Source organism: Salinibacterium amurskyense (genome assembly GCF_002797685.1).
GTDB lineage: Bacteria > Actinomycetota > Actinomycetes > Actinomycetales > Microbacteriaceae > Rhodoglobus > Rhodoglobus amurskyensis.
Genome location: NZ_PGFH01000002.1, coordinates 186,533 through 205,014, shown reverse-complemented (window position 1 = coordinate 205,014; position 18,482 = coordinate 186,533). Strand labels below are relative to the sequence as shown.

Below are 18,482 nucleotides of genomic sequence, written 5' to 3'. Positions count from 1 at the left end.
ATGAGCACCTCCACGAGCACGCCGTCGTGGCGCCCCAGCGAGCTTGAGCTGTCACGACGGAACGTGCGCCGGCGCGCCACCGGTCGTTCGGTGCTCATCGGCATCGTGAGCACGATTGCTTTTGCCACGATTGTCGGACTACTCATCGTCAACACCCCCGGTTGGGAGAGCGTCAAAGCATCGTTCTTCAACTTCGAGGTGGGGGCGGCAAGCGTTCCGTCGATCCTCGTTGGGCTGTGGCTCAACATTCAGGTGCTCTTTATCTCAGCGATCGGCGTTGCCATTTTTGGCACCCTGCTCGCTGTAACGCGATCGCTGCGCGGACCGGTTTTCTTTCCGCTCCGCGCAGCGGCAACGATCTACACCGACCTCTTTCGCGGGATGCCGCTGCTGATCGTTCTCTACCTGGTCGGCTTCGGGCTGCCGGCGCTCGATATCTTCCCGCGCATGCCCGCCATGTTCTGGGGAACGATCGCCCTCATCCTCACCTACTCGGCCTACGTGGCTGAAGTACTGCGAGCGGGCATGGAAGCCGTGCATCCGTCGCAGCGCATGGCGGCCCGCTCGCTGGGTCTGAGCCATGCCAAGACCCTGCGCATCGTCGTGATCCCGCAGGGCGTTCGCAAGGTCGTTCCCGCTCTCATGAACGACTTTGTCTCTATGCAAAAAGACGTGGGGCTCATCTCAATTTTGGGTGCCGTGGATGCCGTGCGTGCTGCCCAGATTCAGGTCGCCCAGAGCTACAACTTCACGCCCTACGTGATTGCCGCCCTGCTCTTCGTCGCCATGAGTTGGCCGATGATCAGGCTCACCGATTGGCTCACCGCACGACTCGCTAAGCGCGAGCAGATCGGAGGCGTCGTATGAGTGTTCTCGACGTGCGCGGAGTGCGCAAACAGTTCGACGATCACGAGGTTCTGCGCGGCGTCGACCTCTCGGTCAACCAGCACGAAGTCGTCGTGCTCATCGGGGCTTCGGGCTCGGGCAAGTCGACGCTGCTGCGAACAATCAACCTCATCGAGCGTGTGGATGACGGCCAGATCTTGCTCAATGGCGACGACATCACCGACCCCGGCATGAATGCCGACTCGGCCCGCAGCCGCATCGGTGTGGTGTTCCAGCACTTCAACCTCTTCCCGCACTTGCGCGTAATCGACAACATCACGTTGGCCGCGCGCGAGGTGCACGGAATGTCGAAGGCGGATGCCACGGAGCGAGCGATGAAGCTGCTCGTCTCGCTGGGCCTCGGCGACAAAGCGCGTGACTACCCCGATCGCCTCTCCGGCGGCCAGCAACAGCGTGTGGCCATCATCCGTGCGGTGCTCACCGACCCTGAGCTGCTGCTTCTCGACGAGATTACGAGTGCTCTGGACCCTCAACTGGTCGGCGAGGTTCTCGACCTCGTACGGCGCTTGAAGACCGACGGCTCGACGATTCTCATGGCGACCCACGAGATGTCCTTCGCGCGCGAAGTCGCTGACCGCATCGTCTTCATGCAGGGTGGCCGCATCGTTGAGCAAGGAACCCCTGCCCAGATCTTCGACTCACCTCAAGAGCCTGAAACCGTGCAGTTTCTCTCGCGCGTTCGCCACTAGGACGCGAGCAGCGGCAGCGGCAGCGAGAGCGAGACAGGAACGCGCGCCGGCACCGGCACCGGCAAACAGTGCCTACGAGAAGTCTGCGTCGGGCGCGCTTCCGTAGCTGAACTCGACCTTGGGGCGCCAGCCACTGTTGAGAACGCCACCGCTCTCTTCGAGGTAGCAGGCTCCGCAGAGCGACTGGTAACCGACATCCACACCATCGATGGCAACCTGGTCGCCATCGAAAATGAACTGGTCGCCGACCGTGCGCGCATTGAAGACGGCCTTGCGGCCGCAACGGCAAATGGTCTTGAGTTCTTCAAGCGAATGCGCGATCTCGAGCAAACGACGGCTGCCGGGGAACGCAACGGTCTGGAAGTCAGTGCGGATGCCGTAGGCCAGCACCGGAACCTTCTCCACGATAGCGATACGCAGCAAGTCATCGACCTGAGCCTCGCTAAAGAACTGGGCCTCATCCACGAGGAGACAGCTCACAGGCAAGCCGGTCTTCTCAAAGACTTTCGCACGCTCCCGCGCAAAAACGTCGTACACCTCATCGACGGGCGAGATCGTGAAATCTACCTGACGAGTGACTCCCAGTCGCGAGACGATCGCATTGTCGCCCTTGGTGTCGATGTGAGGCTTGGCGAGCAAAACCTGTTGGCCACGCTCTTCATAGTTGTAAGCCGCTTGCAACAATGCGGTGCTCTTGCCACTGTTCATTGCTCCGTAGCGAAAATACAGTTTGCTCATCAGCGTAGAAATCCATCCTCAGCGGCCCGACGAATCAGGTCTGCCTTTTTGCTAGCCGGCCGGTTGGCCTTTGCGTACTTTTCCCGCACTCGCCGCAAGTACGTCTTCGCGGTCTCATACTGAACATTCATGCGCTCAGCGACCTGCGGTGTGCTTAGTCCAGAAGCGTACAGGGTGAGAGCATCCGCCTCACCGGCACTCAGCTTCGGCTTGGATTGATCGGCCGAGCCCGAGGGCAGCGGGCGCCAGTCGTGCTGTTGCGCACCCTCCGCTTCGACGCCCATGATCTGGCGGGCGGCATCCATCACTTCATGCATGGGAAGCGACTTGGAGAGGAAGGTTGCTGCGCCGGCAGCGAGCGCCCGATCGCGCGCCTCGCGGCTATCGAGGCTCGAGAGCACGATCACTTTTGCTCCAGCTGCGCGACACGTGCGCACGCGCGCTTCGATCGAAACCGGCTCCTTGAGCTGGAAGTCCAAGAACACCAGTTCGGTCGGGAACTTGTCGCTGTGCACGAGCTCGAGCCAGGTGCTCGCGGTGAGCACGACATCGAAGTCGGGAGCGTTGTTGGTGATCCAGCTGTTGAGGCTATCGAGCAGCACTTCGTGATCGTCGAGGATGGCGAGCCGGATCGGCGGACGGTCACCGAGGCGAGCGCTGAGGTTGGTCTCAGGGGGTGTCATACGTGAACCTAACAGTGAGGGAGGGCGAGCGATAGGAAATGCGCAGTCCAGTAAAAACTACGCGCAAAACGGCAATGTAGGGCGCCAGCGTCGAACGCCAGGAGGATTCGTTCGAACCCACGCTGCCCGTTACGGTGATCGCGGCACCCGTGGGAGTTTTCTCGATACGCAAACGCACAGTGTCTGCGATCAAATCGGTGCCCGAAGCCACAGCGAGAACGGCCGCTCGGAGCGCCGTGCGTTGGTGAGGCGTCATGGCGGTCGCTAGACGCTGTGGGTCTTGCACTCGTCGCCCGTCATCGAGAGCGCCAAACGAGGTGGCAACCACAGATTCCAGCCAGCTGCGGTTCACTTCGCTCACCATCAGACTGCGAATGGATTCAGAATACTGAGCGGCGCGAGCGCGATCCTCGGGCGAGACGATTCCTCGCTGAGCAAGTTCGGTGAACAGCGGCACGACGTCGCGGTTGAGAATCGTGACGCGGTCTTGCTGCACAGAACGGGCGACGCTGTCGTGTTCACGGTCCAATTGACGACGCGCTGCCCGCCGGGCACGCGCTTCCCAGCGCTTGTGAGTGCTTGCCAAGGAACGAGCGAAGGCTGCACCGCCGAGCGACATCGTGAGCACGGGAGTCATCGTGAACAGCACCACGATCATCGGCGGTGCTGCGACGTCGGCCACCGACGATTGCACTAGACCAATAAACCCGGTGAAGATCGACGCCACAATTCCGAGAGTCACCAGTTCGGCAATGGGACGATAGGGCGCGAGCGCCATACACATCACCCCAATGACGAGCGGGCCCCAGAAGTCGGTGAGCAGTGCTCCCCCTGAACCGATGGATGCCGAGCTCAGTGCGAAGGCAATGATCAGCAATCCGACGATGAGGGCGTGCAGGCCGCCACTGAACGGCGGACGAATCGGGCTCGTCGTCACGATGTAGAGCACGGCGGATACGGCGATGAAGAACAACGCCGCGTTCGCAAGGAACGGATCCTCAATCTGCCCCGCCCGGTTGGCAGTCACCACGACGCTAAAGACTAGGGAGCCGACGACGGCGACGATCCCCGCCGGGCGCCCGTCGAGGGTTCCTAGCGGATCCAGCTGTTGAACGGTGGTGGTGTCGACGATCGATCTCATTCGCTCACCGACCCAGTAAGCGCTGGCTGATTCTCCGAGGTGGGCACTCGGATCATCACCGAGGTACCGAGGCCCGGCGTCGACCAGACCTGAACAGTGCCCGAAACCAGTTCAATCCGGCGACGAACAGACTGTCGAAGGCCCAGACGATCGTCCCCTGTTTCAGCCTCATGAAAGCCCTTGCCGCCGTCGACAACAAGCACGCTGACTTCATCGGGAGAACCGAAGACGGCGACCTCGGCTTGCATCACGCCCGAGTGCTTGATCACGTTGACGAGACACTGCTTCACTGCGGGGCCGAGCGCGGCCGCGCCTCGAGCATCCAACCGCGACAGTGCGGCGAGGTCGCCCGTCACCTCGACTCCAAGTTCAAGCGCGCGAGCTTCACTGATGGCGGTGTACAGCGGGCTGCCCTGCCAGTCAAAACGCGGATCGTCGACCTCGTCCGACGCCGCGGTGGAGAGCCATTCCTCACCGATGAGCACTTCAAGGTCACGCTTGATCTCGCGCTGGAGTTGCTCGCTCATCGCGCCGAAGGGTGCGTTCGCGATGGCCGCGAGATGGCTGAGCACGGTGTCGTGCATGACTGCAGCCGAGGTCGCCTCAATTCCGTAGCGCAGACTTGCGAATTCATCATCGCGAGCCGCCCGGTGCAAGTGAGACTGCACTCGGCGCACGCCGCGTTGGCTCGACCGAAGGATGAAGAGAACCACGACTACGGCGGCAAAGACGATGTAGCCAGTGGGGTGCCAGTGAGGGTCGCCGGTGAGCTGCCACGCAGCCAGCGCAGATGTACCTTGCGCCGCAACGAGCCCGAGCGTGACCCAGAGCACGCTCCAGGGAACAGTGCGCGCTGCCCCGCCCACCAGCATGAGGCCGACAACGGGCAAGTTGAGGAGATAGCCCCCCACCGGTCCCAGCGGACTGAGCTGAGAAACCACGGTCAGGGTGTACCAGTAGAGCGCCGGGGCTCCAATGATGAGGTGGGCCACCGTGAAATAGGTCGTGCGGTAGCGATTGACGAGAGTGACGGTGACGAGCATCGGCACTAATGCGAGTGCTGCCGGCCACATGACAAGGCCGATATCTCTCGCTTGCAGGCTGATGACGCCCAGCAACGCGATACTGAAACAGACGAAGGCCACCGTGTTGATCGTTCGGGCGAACGCTCGACTCACGCTTTCTTTGCGCAGGTGGGCAGGCAGGCCGATAGACATGCGTGCTCCCCTTCGCCGTGTCGCAGATGCAACTGCTCCAGTATGGCAGCATTCGGGGTACGCGGTGTACCCCGCAGACGGGGTACGTTTGCTCGAATATCCGGTTAATCAGGGTACAAAATGACCCTTATTGCCGACCTTACGGGTTAATGTGTAGCGTCTTAGCCGTGCGCTCGAGCGTGGCCTGAGCAAGCTCGGGCGAATCAGACAGCTGCTGACCGAAGCTCGGAACCATCTTCTCGATCTTCGGACGCCAGTCATTCATGCGTTCGGGGAAGCACTTTTCGACGAGCCCGAGCATGATCGGCACAGCCGTGGATGCTCCGGGTGATGCGCCGAGAAGACCCGCGATGGTGCCGTCAGCCGACGAGACAACCTCGGTACCGAACTGCAAGACACCGATCTTCTTCGGGTCTTTCTTCATGACCTGCACACGCTGTCCGGCGGTAATGCGGTACCAATCTTCTGGCTTCGCGTTCGGCACGAACTGCTTGAGCTCTTCGAACTTGGTCTCGGGGCTCGCCATGAGCTGGCTCACCAAGTACTTGACGAGAGAAAGGTTGCTGATGCCGGCCGCGACCATCGGCAACAGGTTGTGCCAGCGGATGGAGGCGAACAGATCGAGAACAGAACCGGTCTTCAAAAACTTGGGGCTGAATCCCGCATACGGACCGAACATGAGGCTGCCCGTGCCGTCGACGACGCGAAGGTCGAGGTGAGGAACAGACATGGGCGGCGAACCCACGGCCGCCTTGCCGTAGACCTTGGCGCTGTGCGCGGCAACGATCTCGGGGTTGTCGGTGCGCAGGAATTCGCCGCTGACGGGGAAACCGCCGAAGCCGCGGATCTCTTTGATGCCCGACTTCTGCAACAGGTTGAGGGCGTAACCGCCGGCGCCTACGAACACGAAGCGAGCGTTGATGGTGTCAACCGGAGTGCCACCGATGTCGTGGCGAAGTTTGAGATCCCACGAGCCATCACGCTGGCGCTTGAGGTTCTTGACCACAATTCCGGTGCTGAGTTCAGAACCTGACTCAACAAGATTGTCGATCAGATAGTTCGAGAGCGCACCGAAGTCGACGTCGGTGCCCGACGGGATGTGGGTGGCAGCAACCGGCTCCGACTTAAGGCGGCCCGGCATCATCAGCGGTGCCCACCCGTGAATCACGGCGGGGTCTTCGCTGTACTGCATTCCCGCGAAGAGCGGGTGGTCCTTGAGAGCGTCGAATCGCTTGCGCAGGTACTCGACGTTGGTTTCGCCCCACACGAAGCTCATGTGCGGGGTGGGGTTAATGAACGAGCGTGGCTCGGGCAGGGCACCTTCGTCTACGAGGTACGACCAGAACTGGCGCGATACCTGGAACTGCTCATTGACCTTCACCGCGCTCGAAATTTCGATCGAGCCATCGCTCTTTTGCGGGGTGTAGTTCAGCTCGCACAGCGCGGAATGTCCGGTGCCAGCGTTGTTCCACGGGTTCGAACTCTCTTGGGCCAAGTCGCCCAAGCGTTCGAAGATCTGGATCTCCCAGTCCGGCTGCAGTTGCTTCAACAGCGTTCCGAGGGTGGCACTCATGATTCCGCCGCCGATAAGCGCGACGTCGACGGTTTTCTTCACACCACCACTTTAGCCGTCTGTTAGAGCCCTAACGTGCGAAGAGCCTGATCCATCTGTGTTGCCATCTCGGCGTAACCGTCATCGTTGGGGTGCAGCCCGTCACTGGCCATCCACTCGGGGTGCCCTTCGATCCAGTGCGAGGCTCCCGGAATGTAGTCGGCACCGCTGGCCGCGGCCGCAGCTTCGACCCACGAAATGATGGTATCTACCGAGTCGGGCCGCTCATCCGTGTACCAAAACGGCTCAACAACAATGAAGCGGGCATCCGGCAGCGCAGTCGTCAGACGATCGAAGTCGTCAGTAATTTGAGCTTGGATGTCGCTTGCTCGCGCACCGAAACTGAAGTTGTCGTTCAGTCCCATTGTCACAAACACGATGTCGGGGTCATCCGCGATTATTTGGCTGGGCAGATCGCCATCACCGAATGTCGTGCGATTGTTGATGAACCCCAAGCCATTGACGCTCGGATTGAACTCGCTCCAGTCGCGCTGCTCGCTCACGACCGTCGACCAGCGGTTGTCGGTATCGGATGCTCCTGTTCCGAGCGTGTAGGAATCGCCGTAGAAGGCGACGCGCACGGCGTTCGGATCGCGCTCCTCCGCTGGTTCGGGCGTGCTGCAGGCTGCGAGGCCAAACGACGCCGCCACGACGACGGTTGCGGCAATGGTGCGGGTTACAGAGTCGAACTTCATGTCTAGGGTTCGGTGCGGGTGCCCCGATCGGTAGGGAGAACTCCCCCGCCAGCTGCCTTACAACCCCAGAACGCGCAGCGCTCGGTTCATGTGTCCCGCGATAGCGGCGTGGCCTTCGTCGTTGGGGTGAAGCTCATCGCTGGCCATCCATTCGGGATGGCCCTCAAGCCAGTACGAGGCGTGGGCGATGTATTCCGCGTCGACCGACTCAGCAGATTCGCGCACCCACGAGATGATTGTCTCGACCGACTCGGGGCGCTCATCCTTGAACCAGAATGGCTCGACCACGATGAGGCGCGCCTCCGGAAGCTCTGTCGCCAACCGCGTGAGATCGGTCGCGATGTTCGCGCGGATCTCGTCGGCTTGAGAGTCAAACGTGAAATTGTCGTTCAAGCCCATCGTCACAATCACCACATCGGGATTGTCGGCAATAATGAGGCTCGGCAGGTCTCCGTCGCCCACGATCGTGCGGTTGCGGGCGTAACCGAGACCACTCACGCTCGGATTGAACTCGCTCCATTCGCGCTGCTCGCTGAGCAGCGTCGACCAGCGCAGTGCTTGCACGGTGGCGCCGGAACCGCGCGTGTAGGAGTCACCGTAGAACGCGACGCGCACGGCGTCAGGGTCACGATCATCCACCGCAACGGCCGTCGATACGCACGCCGAAAGTCCGAGCGTCACGGCAACCATCACGGTTGTCAGGAACGCGCGCACTATCGAAGAGAAGCGCATCGCGGTGAAAGCGGAGTGCGGGGAGAAGGCTCCCGCTACACCGAAGCCTTCGCGATGATCTTCGCTGCGACGAGTTCTGCAATCTGCACCGCGTTGAGAGCGGCGCCCTTGCGCAGGTTGTCGTTGCTGATGAACAGCGCGAGACCGCGACCGTTCGGCACGCCCTCATCCGTACGGATGCGACCCACAAAGCTGGGGTCGGCACCGGCGGCTTCGAGAGGCGTCGGGATGTCGCTGAGGCTCACACCCGGAGCATCCGCCAGCAGTTCCGTGGCACGCTCGGGGCTCAAGGGCTTGCTGAACTCCACGTTGATCGACAGCGAGTGGCCGGTGAAGACGGGGACGCGAACGCACGTGCCGCTCACCAGAAGGTCGGGCAGCTCGAGAATCTTGCGGCTTTCGTTGCGCAGCTTCTTCTCTTCGTCGGTCTCGTTGAGGCCGTCGTCGACGATGCTGCCGGCGAGCGGAACCACATTGAAGGCAATGTTCTTGGGGAACTTATTGGGGGCGGGCATCGAGACGGCAGCGCCATCTTCAACAAGGCCCATCGCGTTCTGCGACACCGCGGCCGCAGCCTGCGCGAGCAGCTCTTCGCCACCGGCAAGGCCTGCGCCCGATACGGCTTGGTAGGTGCTGACGATCAGGCGTTCAAGGCCGGCTTCGGCATGCAGAACCTTCAGCACGGGCATCGCTGCCATCGTGGTGCAGTTCGGGTTCGCAATGATGCCCTTGACGGCCTGGTCGATCGCGTGCGGGTTGACCTCGCTGACCACCAAGGGAACCTCGGGATCCATGCGCCAGCCCGACGAGTTATCGATGACGGTGACACCGGCAGCAGCGAAGCGCGGTGCCTGAGCCTTCGAGGTCGTCGCTCCCGCAGAGAAAATCGCAACGTCAAGGCCCGTGGGGTCGGCAACAGCGGCATCTTCAACGGTGATCTGCTCACCCTTGAACGGAAGAGTCGTGCCAGCGCTGCGCGATGACGCGAAGTAACGAATCTCCGCTACCGGAAAATCGCGCTCTTCGAGCAGACGGCGCACAACAGCACCGACCTGACCGGTCGCCCCAACAACACCAATACGGATGCCTGCATTACCCATGAAAACCTCTACCTACAGTCTGCGTTCGGCAACACTAGCGCCGAACGGCCCAATCTACGACAAGCGGTGGCCGTGAGGCCAACGGGAAACTAGCGGCCCGTTCCCGCGTGAACGACGGCTTCTTCGTCACCGTCAAGCCCGAACGCGGTGTGAACAACGCGAACAGCTTCAGCAACAGTGTCGGCACGCGTCACTACAGAAATACGAATCTCACTCGTGGAGATCATTTCCATATTGATGCCAGCCTCGAAGAGCGCCGTGAACAGTCGAGCCGAAACTCCGGCGTTGGTACGCATACCGCCGCCGACAACGGACAGCTTGCCGATCTGGTCGTCGTGCTGCAGCGACTCGAAGCCGACTTCTTCTTGGCGGAAGGTCAGTGCACGCAGCACGTCTTCGGCATCCGACTTCTTCAGAGTGAAGGAGATGTCGGTGCGACCCGTGGATGCCAGAGAAACGTTCTGAACGATCATGTCGATGTTGGCATTGGCCGAGGCCACGATCGTGAAGATCTGCGCAGCCTTACCGGGAACGTCAGGAACTCCCACCACCGTGATCTTCGCTTCGCTCAGATCGGAGGCAACACCTGTGATGATTGCTTCTTCCACGCTCTCTCCATCCTTCGGATTGACCACTAACGTGCCCGTGTTGTTATTGAACGACGACCGCACGTGAATTGTGACGCCGTGACGGCGCGCATATTCCACCGCGCGCACATCAAGAACCTTGGCGCCGGCCGCAGCAAGCTCCAACATCTCTTCGCTGGTGACGACATTGACCTTGCCGGCCGACTTCACGATGCGGGGATCCGCCGTAAAGATTCCGTCAACATCGGTGTAAATCTCGCAGGTTTCAGCGCCGAGGGCGGCAGCCAAGGCTACGGCCGTGGTGTCTGAACCGCCGCGACCGAGGGTCGTGATGTCCCCCGTGACGCGGTTGAAGCCTTGGAAACCAGCAACGATGGCGATAGCGCCGTCATCGAGAGCTTCTTTCACACGGCGAGGAGAAACCTCCACGATGCGGGCGGAGCCGTGCTGGGCATCCGTGACCATGCCGGCCTGACTACCGGTGTAGCTGCGGGCGTCAACGCCCAAACTCTTGATCGACATCGCCAGGAGCGCCATCGAAATTCGCTCGCCGGCGGTGAGCAGCATGTCGAGCTCGCGGCCCGTGGGCACCGGCACTACCTGTTCGGCGAGGTCGAAGAGCTCGTCGGTGGTGTCGCCCATGGCAGAGACCACTACTACGACGTCGTTTCCCGCTTTGCGGGTCTCGACGATTCGCTTTGCGACGCGCTTGATACTCTCAGCGTCGGCAACGGACGAGCCACCGAACTTCTGAACGATGAGGCTCATTGTTCTCCTGAAGCTTGCGTTTGCGGGCGATTGCTGCCCGAAGTGCGAGTCTAACGGTGCAGGCACACCCGGCGAACTTCGTTACGGGAGTGCTAGTTGTCGATCGTTCGACGACCCTCAAATGCGCGACCCAGAGTTACCTCGTCGGCATATTCCAGATCTCCACCAACCGGGAGACCGGATGCGAGGCGCGAGATTCGAAGGTTCGGTTGAACGAGAAGCCGCGTGAGGTAGGTCGCGGTTGCTTCACCTTCGAGATTGGGGTCGGTCGCGATGATGACTTCTGTGACGACACCGTCAGCCAACCGGCCCAGCAGTTGTTTGATACGCAACTGGTCAGGGCCGATTCCGTCGATAGGGCTGATGGCCCCACCGAGTACATGATACAGGCCGTGGAATTCGCGGGTGCGCTCGATGGCGACGACGTCTTTCGCCTCTTCTACGACACAGATCGTGGCCGGTGAACGGCGAGCATCACGACAAATAGAGCATGTCTCCTGCTCCGTGACATTGCCGCAGATTGCACAGAAGTGAACCTTGTCGCGGATGTCGTTGAGCAGCTCTGCCAGGCGGCGAACGTCAAAGCTCTCGGTCTGCAAAATGTGGAACGCAATGCGTTGTGCCGATTTGGGCCCGATGCCGGGGAGCCGACCGAGTTCGTCGATCAGTTCTTGAACAATTCCGTCGTACACGGGTTACTCGTCTCTCGGCTGCGGAACCACGCGGGGCTCCACTTGCTGTTCTTCAATAAAAGTGGCGTTCAACAATTCGCGCACAACCGCTTCGCCGTAGCGCGAGCGATCCATACGAGCGGCTGTTGCCGACATCGCGACCCGTGCTTGCGACTCGGGCGGCGCGGGCGGTGCTGCGGCGGCTGCGGCGGCGAGGCGATCGACGGCGGGCCCATCACTGCTCTGCTGAGCGCGCTGCGCTTGCTGCTTCACGGTTTCGTGAGCGGCTGCGGCACCGCGCGGTGCTGACGGGTCGATCTCAGGTTCTGGCTCGGATTCCGGGATAGCGGCTACAGCCCATCCCCCGGGCTCACGATCTTCGGCCGGCGCAGGTTCCTCAGGCTCGGGGCCTTCGTCGACGGCGGGAGTCGTCTGCTGCGGAGCACGCGAGGGAGCCGAGGGCTCGGTCGGTGCCGCTGAGGGGCGCGAGTCGTGACTCGGCGCTGCCGGAGCAGCGGCTGCGGGCGGGCCGGCGGGCGGCGTAGACGGCGCTCCCTCAACCTTGGCGATGAATGCGGGCTCGAAACCGAGCACGTGCACGAACGCCTTCTTGAGGTAGTCGCCGACACCTTCACCGGGCGCGCTTCGCTGCTTGAGGGCTTCGACATCCCGTTCGCTCGGGAACGAGAGCACCAAAATCTTGTCATCGCGCAACTCGAGCGGCTTAGCGGTGAAGACGACCATCCAGGCGGTGCGCTTGAGAGTCTCGACGACTTCGAGAATCTCCGGCCAGGCATCTTTCACCTGCTGGATCGACACGGGAGTGGTGCGCGGTGCAGCCGGAGCCGAAAGGCCCGAGCTGGCGGCAGGAGCAGTAGTCGGAGCGGATGCCGGAGCTGGCTCTGCCGTGGGAGCGGCAGGAGCCGTAACTGGCGTCGCACCAGCGTCGCGCTCGCTCGCCGGAACCGAGGCCGGTGCAGCGCTAGGTGCCGAGGTGACAGGTGCAGGAGCAACCGAAGGAGCGGGGGTCGCCGTACGCGCGGCCGGGGCGGCAGCACGAGGCGCTGCAGGCGGCGTCGAGGCCGCAGCACCCGATCCGTCGCCTTCGATACCGATACGGCGCTCAAGGCGCTCCACACGAGCAAGAGCACCACGCTGGGTATCGTCGCTGGCGGGCACCATGATGCGCGCCACCATGAGTTCGAGATGCAGTCGCGGCGACGTTGCACCGGTCATGTCAGAGAGAGCCGCGTTGATCACGTCGGCTGCTCGCGAGAGTTCTGCCGCTCCCAGAGTGTGCGCTTGCTGCCCCATACGTTCGAGTTGGTCTTGCGGGATGCCGCGAAGAACTTCGGCAGCGCTGCCTGCGGTGGCGGCCACGACGATGAGGTCGCGCATCCGCTCAAGCAAGTCTTCGACGAAACGACGGGGGTCTTGACCGGTCTGGATCACGCGGTCGACCGACGAGAAGGCGGCACCGGCATCGCCGGAACCGAGAGCATCAATAACTTCGTCGAGCAGTTCAGCGTGGGTGTACCCGAGCAGCGCAACAGCGCGTTCGTAGCCAACAGTTGCGGTGTCGGAGCCAGCGATGAGCTGGTCGAGCAGCGACAACGTATCGCGCACAGAACCGCCACCGGCACGCACGACGAGCGGCAGCACTCCCGGCTCGACCGTCACGCTTTCGCTTTCACACAGCTGCTGAACGTAGTCGAGCATCTGGGCGGGCGGCACCAAACGGAAAGGGTAGTGATGGGTGCGCGAACGAATCGTGCCAATCACCTTGTCGGGCTCGGTGGTCGCGAAGATGAACTTCACGTGCTCCGGCGGCTCTTCAACAATCTTGAGCATCGCGTTGAAGCCCTGAGGCGTCACCATGTGCGCCTCGTCGAGAATGAAGATCTTGAAACGGTCGCGGGCCGGCGCGAACACGGCGCGCTCACGCAAGTCACGGGCATCCTCAACACCGTTGTGACTTGCCGCGTCAATCTCGACAACATCGAGCGAACCGCCACCATCACGCGACAGCTCAACACACGACGCACACACACCACACGGAGTGTCAGTCGGACCCTCGGCACAGTTAAGACAGCGCGCCAAAATGCGGGCGGATGTCGTCTTGCCACACCCACGCGGACCACTAAACAGGTACGCATGATTGACCCGATCGGTACGCAACGCTGTGCGCAGCGGATCGGTCACTTGAGATTGGCCGATGAGTTCAGCAAAAGTCTCGGGCCGGTATCGGCGATATAAGGCAGCAACCACGCCCCTAGCGTAGTCGTGCCCGCTGACGATCCCAACGCGCGGTGAGCGAACAGGCGCAGCCCGCACTCATCTCAAAGTTTCTCGAAATCGACCAAACTACCCGGCGGCCGGTTCCGAATCATCTCTGGTCGGCTGGTTACCGACCACAGCCACACCTGATCCGTGGCAAGCGTTACCCGAATAGACGTGCAGGGCCAACCCGGGGGGTGGGAAAACCCTGCACGCACTTAGCTCTCGAAGCGAGTGATTGGGTGGCAGCGCTCCAGTACGCTGCCACCCCTATTCACGCCCGGTGGCGACCGGTAGGGCGTCGAGAAATCATGAGCAGTCCGCCAGCGCCGAGGAGCGCGCCAGCGAGCCACGCAACGTGGTAGCCGGACGAACCAGTGAAGGCGAGTCCGTCATCCGCAGCCGCAAGCGTGGTGAGTTCGAAGGTGAAGCCAGGCGTGCTGACCTCGAGTGCGCCCGATGCGACCATCGCTGGAACCCACATTGCTTCGTGTTCCGGTGTGACCACGGTGGCGACGGTGTCGCTCAGTACTGTGAAGTTGGAGCCCCACACAGCACCAAAGCGGGCTCCGGTAGCAGTCGAGAATCCGGTTCCCCGAAGCGTCACGAGAGTGCCACCATCATCGGGGCCGACCAGAGGCGTCATCGACATGACGACGGGCGTTACGACGTAGGTGAAGTTGCCACCGTCAGCATCACCAATCGGATGCTGCACTACCACTGCCGCTGTGCCTTCAGAACCTGCAGGTGTGGTCACCGTGATTTCGGTATCACTCACGACCGTGAACGACGTCCCGTCATCCCCATCGAAGGTCACGCCCGTCGCCCCGGTGAAACCGGAACCGATGATCGTTACTTCGGTGCCGCCCGCGAGCGGGCCTTCATCCGGGCTGATCGAGGTCACTGCGGGCGGTGCCACGTAAGTGAAGTCAGCAGGGGCAGAGTTGCCAACTGCGTGAGCAACCACGACATCGATTTCTCCGGCCGAGTGTGCGGGGCTTGTCACCGTGATCTCGGTGTCGCTCACGACCGTGAACGACGTTCCGGCATCCCCGTCGAATGTGACGCCCGTCGCTCCGGTGAAACCAGAGCCGGTGATGGTGACGACCGTGCCTCCCGCTGTCGATCCGGTTGCGGGAGCCAGCGACGCAATCGTTGGTGCCGAAGTGTAGGTGAAGTCGCCGGCCGCGGCATTGACGATCGGATGCACGACCACAACGGCCGCGTCACCCGCTGCGTGAGCGGGGCTCGTGACGGTGATCTCAGTGTCGCTCACGACAGTGAACGACGTTCCGGCATCCCCGTCGAATGTGACGCCGGTCGCCCCGGTAAAGCCGGTTCCCGTGATGGTGACTTCAGTGCCGCCAGCCAAGGGTCCCGAGGTGGGAGCCAGATCCGAGACGCTCGGGTTCGCGAGGTACGTGAAGTCGCCGGCCGCGGCGTTTCCACCCGCGTGCTCCACGACGACCGCGACGTCTCCCGCAGCATGAGCTGGGCTGGTGACGGTGATCTCGGTATCGCTCACAACCGTGAACGACGTTCCGGCATCCCCATCAAAGGTCACACCAGTCGCCCCGGTGAAACCGGTGCCCGTTATCGTGACGGCAGTGCCGCCTGCGATTGGTCCCAGGTCAGGGCTCATTGCAGAGACCGTCGGTGCAACAACGTAGGTGAAGTCTCCTGCGTTGGCGTCGCCGGCAGGGTGCTCGACCACGACCGTGGCAGCACCCACCGTGCCCGCGGGTGTCGTCACAGTGATCTCGGTATCGCTGACGACGGTGAACGACATTCCGTCATCGCCATCGAACGTCACGCCGGTTGCTCCGTTAAAGCCAGTGCCCGTGATCGTGACTTCCGTGCCACCAGCGAGCGGGCCCTCATCGGGAGCGATCGAGGACACTGTCGGTGCGGCTTGATAGCTGAAAGTGCCCGGCGACGAATCGGATGGCGTGTTCTGCACGATGACGTCAACAACGCCAATAACGTGTGCCGGGGTAGAAACGGTGATCTCGGTGTCGCTCACCACAGTGAACGACGTTCCGGCAGCCCCGTCAAAAGTGACGCCCGTTGCCCCAGTGAAGCCCGAGCCGATGATGGTCACGGCAGTACCGCCAGCGACCGGGCCAATGTTCGGTGACAGCGACGAGATGATGGGCGCTGCAGTGTAGGTGAAGTTACCCGCCGCAGCGTTTCCAATCGGATGCTGCACAACGACCGCAATGGTTTCTGCAGCATGCGCGGGGCTCGAGACGGTGATCTCAGTGTCACTCCCGACAGTGAACGATGTTCCAGCATCCCCATCGAAGGTGACTCCCGTGGAGCCGGTGAAACCGGTACCTGTAATCGTCACTTCGGTGCCGCCCGCGAGCGGTCCCTCGGTCGGCGTCAGGTCTGAAACCGTTGGTGCTCCGCGGTAGGTGAACGTGGCGGGAGCTGAATCACCGGTTGCGCGTTCAATAATCAGGTCGACAGCGCCCAGGGCGTGTGCCGGGCTCGTCACCGTAATTTGAGTGTCGCTGTCGACGGTGAAGGACGTGCCATCGGTTCCGTCAAAGGTGACACCCGTGGCACCCGTAAATTCAGAGCCGGTGATGGTCACGACAGTGCCTCCAGCGATCGGGCCGAAGTTGGGTGTCAGGGATGAAATGAGCGGCACCGGTGTGTAGGTGAACTCGGCAGCATCCGAAGCACCCGCGGGATGTTGGATGATCACATCGACGTCGCCCGCAGCATGCGCGGGGCTCGTCACGGTGATTTCGGTGTCGCTCACGACAACGAAATCTGCGGCTGCGACGCCATCGAAAGTGACGCCGGTTGAGCCTCCGAAATCGGTTCCCGTGATCGTGACCGCTGTGCCGCCGGTTGCCGGTCCACTCGTGGGATCGACATCGGCGATAGCGGGGCGAACGCCAACACTATTGGGGCCTACGGCCGAGCGTGCGACATCCAGTTGAAGAAGCTCAGTCACCGGCCCTTGTTCGAGCAGGCCTACGCGAAGGGCAGTTTCTACAAACTCTTGGGCCGGGGCGACACCGAGCAGCTGTTGGTTGTTGACCGTGAGCGCGAGAACAGTATCAAGAGCTTCGAGCACCGGGTTGAGGAGCGTCACTATTGGGGTGATGACACCGGTCTGGAGTCCGTCGATGAACGCCTTGAGTGCGGTGGTACTTGGATCCAGGAGGTCCGACGCCAGCGGCGCAATGGCTGCGCCAACGATCGCGGTCGTGAGCGCAGAGATGTCTACGAGACCAGAGAGCGCTGAAATTCCGATAGTCGCCGTGGAGGTGGCAATTTCGCCGAGCGTGCCATCAACGGTGACCTCGACGATCGATACGACGCCAAGGACGGCTCCAAGGTCGAGACCCAACTCGACGGTGATGCTCACTTCGGCGGCCGTGAGCGCCGCCGTGACGGCATCTTCGACATTGTCAGCAAATTGCCCGACCAACGTTGTTACCGACGCTGTAATGGCAGCGAGCTCGGCGGAAGTAAGAACAGAGGTGTCCGCCGGCAGCCCCGACAGTGAACCACCTTTGAGCTCCGCCAAGTCCACGATGATCTCACCCGTGCCGAAATCAATCGTGACGGCGTCGGAGGTGAGCGGCGTGTACACAGGAGCCAACGCAGCCGGCAGGTCGAGCGTCACACTTGCTGAGGTATTCCCGACAGAGAGTACCCCCAAGCTGCTGAGGGTGCTGAGAGCGATACCGGAGACACCGCTCACTAGCGAACCGCTGGGCCCAGCTACGGCATCAACAGCGCCGGACAGAGTTGAAGCAAGGCCGTCCACTGTGGCGCTTACTCCGGCAACAGTGTCGCTGGTGAGTCGAAGTTCGGCGCCCACGATCTCGTAGGAGCCTGTCGGCGCGGCGGGAGCTTCGACAGCTGCCCGAGAGCTAGCTGCTCCAACCTCGAGGGAGAGCGCCGTCAGCTCGGTCGCAAGATCGGTTCCCAAAGCCTCGGCGAGACCTAAGGAAAGAGACGACGGTTGGTCTGTCAGATCGAAGAGGGAAGCCCCGATGTCTCCCGAGAGATCAGCCAATCCTGTAGCGGCGATAGAGCTGCCGTCATCCGCAGCTTGAGCGAACGTGCCAAGAACCCCAGCATCGGCAAGGGCGATAGGCACACCGATTCCACCGGCAGTGGCGGTTACTGCGGCGAGCACGCCGACCCCCGAGGTTTCGGTCTGAAGCGCCTGCGTTCCATCGTTGCTTGCTGCTGATGCTCCGAGAAGTTCAATTTGCGCGGGAAGGAGGCCCGCAAGAAGCGTGCCAGACAAGAAGGTCGCATCCGCGGTGGAGTCATCACCCGCGACCGCGTGCGCCGGAGCACCGGCAGAGAATACTGAGAGCGCGACAAGCCCCGCAGCGGCGAATGTAGCAACACTCGCGCGAATGGTGCGCGCCTGACCGCTCGCCCGATTATGTGTACTAAAAATTGGTTTCCCGAAAACCACAATGCCCCCTGATCGCGAGACCGCTGTGCAGTGTGCACACAGTCTCAACTCGAGTAGTGGTGAGCTACTCGCAGGGTGGTGAGCCCAACGCTGAGGCCGCCCGAATTCGGTCTCGAATCCATAATAAAAGCTCACGCCACGGCATAACAAGAGTCCACAACGGGGGACAACAAAATTGGTCTATCGGGTTACAGCTTCAACTGACCCTCG

14 protein-coding genes are annotated in these 18,482 nt (G+C 61.9%); 2 read left to right on the top strand and 12 right to left on the bottom strand.

Annotation, left to right across the window (positions count from 1 at the left end):
* Window positions 1–867, top strand: a complete 867-nt coding sequence (locus CLV85_RS10130) for an amino acid ABC transporter permease (RefSeq protein WP_100389513.1) — start codon at window positions 1–3, stop codon at window positions 865–867.
* The gene (locus tag CLV85_RS10125; RefSeq protein ID WP_100389512.1) at window positions 864–1,595 is read left to right on the top strand and encodes an amino acid ABC transporter ATP-binding protein; all 732 of its coding nucleotides are present in this window, start codon (window positions 864–866) and stop codon (window positions 1,593–1,595) included. The genes CLV85_RS10130 and CLV85_RS10125 overlap by 4 nt, the downstream gene beginning before the upstream one ends.
* Before the next feature lie 72 nt (window positions 1,596–1,667).
* Here the strand turns inward: CLV85_RS10125 and CLV85_RS10120 are convergent, their stop codons facing one another.
* The 12 genes from CLV85_RS10120 to CLV85_RS10065 all read right to left on the bottom strand — a co-directional run bounded on the left by CLV85_RS10120 (window position 1,668) and on the right by CLV85_RS10065 (window position 18,272).
* The gene (locus tag CLV85_RS10120; RefSeq protein WP_100389511.1) at window positions 1,668–2,333 is read right to left on the bottom strand and encodes a thymidine kinase; all 666 of its coding nucleotides are present in this window, start codon (window positions 2,331–2,333) and stop codon (window positions 1,668–1,670) included.
* Window positions 2,333–3,016, bottom strand: a complete 684-nt coding sequence (locus CLV85_RS10115) for a response regulator transcription factor (protein ID WP_100389510.1) — start codon at window positions 3,014–3,016, stop codon at window positions 2,333–2,335. The genes CLV85_RS10120 and CLV85_RS10115 overlap by 1 nt, the downstream gene beginning before the upstream one ends.
* The gene (locus CLV85_RS10110) at window positions 3,003–4,157 is read right to left on the bottom strand and encodes a hypothetical protein (RefSeq protein WP_100389509.1); all 1,155 of its coding nucleotides are present in this window, start codon (window positions 4,155–4,157) and stop codon (window positions 3,003–3,005) included. Before CLV85_RS10110 ends, CLV85_RS10115 begins: the two co-directional genes overlap by 14 nt.
* Window positions 4,154–5,374 (bottom strand): sensor histidine kinase, encoded by a 1,221-nt coding sequence (locus CLV85_RS10105; protein ID WP_100389508.1) that lies wholly within the window; start codon window positions 5,372–5,374, stop codon window positions 4,154–4,156. Before CLV85_RS10105 ends, CLV85_RS10110 begins: the two co-directional genes overlap by 4 nt.
* Window positions 5,375–5,513: 139 nt before the next feature.
* A complete protein-coding gene (locus CLV85_RS10100) occupies window positions 5,514–6,989 on the bottom strand; it encodes a malate:quinone oxidoreductase (protein ID WP_100389507.1) in 1,476 nt (491 codons plus the stop codon).
* A gap of 20 nt (window positions 6,990–7,009) precedes the next feature.
* The gene (locus CLV85_RS10095; protein ID WP_100389506.1) at window positions 7,010–7,681 is read right to left on the bottom strand and encodes an SGNH/GDSL hydrolase family protein; all 672 of its coding nucleotides are present in this window, start codon (window positions 7,679–7,681) and stop codon (window positions 7,010–7,012) included.
* A gap of 57 nt (window positions 7,682–7,738) precedes the next feature.
* Window positions 7,739–8,371: an SGNH/GDSL hydrolase family protein gene (locus CLV85_RS10090; RefSeq protein ID WP_244899829.1), complete on the bottom strand. Its 633-nt coding sequence runs from the start codon at window positions 8,369–8,371 to the stop codon at window positions 7,739–7,741.
* Window positions 8,372–8,448: 77 nt separating this feature from the next.
* Window positions 8,449–9,513, bottom strand: coding sequence for an aspartate-semialdehyde dehydrogenase (locus CLV85_RS10085; protein WP_100389504.1), 1,065 nt, complete (start codon window positions 9,511–9,513; stop codon window positions 8,449–8,451).
* Window positions 9,514–9,602: 89 nt separating this feature from the next.
* Window positions 9,603–10,868: an aspartate kinase gene (locus tag CLV85_RS10080; RefSeq protein ID WP_100389503.1), complete on the bottom strand. Its 1,266-nt coding sequence runs from the start codon at window positions 10,866–10,868 to the stop codon at window positions 9,603–9,605.
* A gap of 92 nt (window positions 10,869–10,960) precedes the next feature.
* Complete coding sequence (gene recR / locus CLV85_RS10075) at window positions 10,961–11,560, bottom strand: recombination mediator RecR (protein ID WP_100389502.1); 600 nt, start codon at window positions 11,558–11,560, stop codon at window positions 10,961–10,963.
* 3 nt (window positions 11,561–11,563) lie between these two features.
* A complete protein-coding gene (locus CLV85_RS10070; protein ID WP_100389501.1) occupies window positions 11,564–13,807 on the bottom strand; it encodes a DNA polymerase III subunit gamma and tau in 2,244 nt (747 codons plus the stop codon).
* Window positions 13,808–14,090: 283 nt separating this feature from the next.
* On the bottom strand, window positions 14,091–18,272 hold the full coding sequence (locus CLV85_RS10065; RefSeq protein WP_158592995.1) for an IPT/TIG domain-containing protein: 4,182 nt from the start codon (window positions 18,270–18,272) through the stop codon (window positions 14,091–14,093).
* Window positions 18,273–18,482: the final 210 nt, after the last annotated feature.

What these genes read in the sequence shown, in the direction of transcription:
- CLV85_RS10130 (WP_100389513.1), top strand. Translation starts at nt 1, where the DNA reads ATGAGCACCTCCACGAGCACGCCGTCGTGGCGCCCCAGCGAGCTTGAG.
- CLV85_RS10125 (WP_100389512.1), top strand. Translation starts at nt 864, where the DNA reads ATGAGTGTTCTCGACGTGCGCGGAGTGCGCAAACAGTTCGACGATCAC.
- CLV85_RS10120 (WP_100389511.1), bottom strand. Translation starts at nt 2,333, where the DNA reads ATGAGCAAACTGTATTTTCGCTACGGAGCAATGAACAGTGGCAAGAGC.
- CLV85_RS10115 (WP_100389510.1), bottom strand. Translation starts at nt 3,016, where the DNA reads ATGACACCCCCTGAGACCAACCTCAGCGCTCGCCTCGGTGACCGTCCG.
- CLV85_RS10110 (WP_100389509.1), bottom strand. Translation starts at nt 4,157, where the DNA reads ATGAGATCGATCGTCGACACCACCACCGTTCAACAGCTGGATCCGCTA.
- CLV85_RS10105 (WP_100389508.1), bottom strand. Translation starts at nt 5,374, where the DNA reads ATGTCTATCGGCCTGCCTGCCCACCTGCGCAAAGAAAGCGTGAGTCGA.
- CLV85_RS10095 (WP_100389506.1), bottom strand. Translation starts at nt 7,681, where the DNA reads ATGAAGTTCGACTCTGTAACCCGCACCATTGCCGCAACCGTCGTCGTG.
- CLV85_RS10090 (WP_244899829.1), bottom strand. Translation starts at nt 8,371, where the DNA reads ATGGTTGCCGTGACGCTCGGACTTTCGGCGTGCGTATCGACGGCCGTT.
- CLV85_RS10085 (WP_100389504.1), bottom strand. Translation starts at nt 9,513, where the DNA reads ATGGGTAATGCAGGCATCCGTATTGGTGTTGTTGGGGCGACCGGTCAG.
- CLV85_RS10080 (WP_100389503.1), bottom strand. Translation starts at nt 10,868, where the DNA reads ATGAGCCTCATCGTTCAGAAGTTCGGTGGCTCGTCCGTTGCCGACGCT.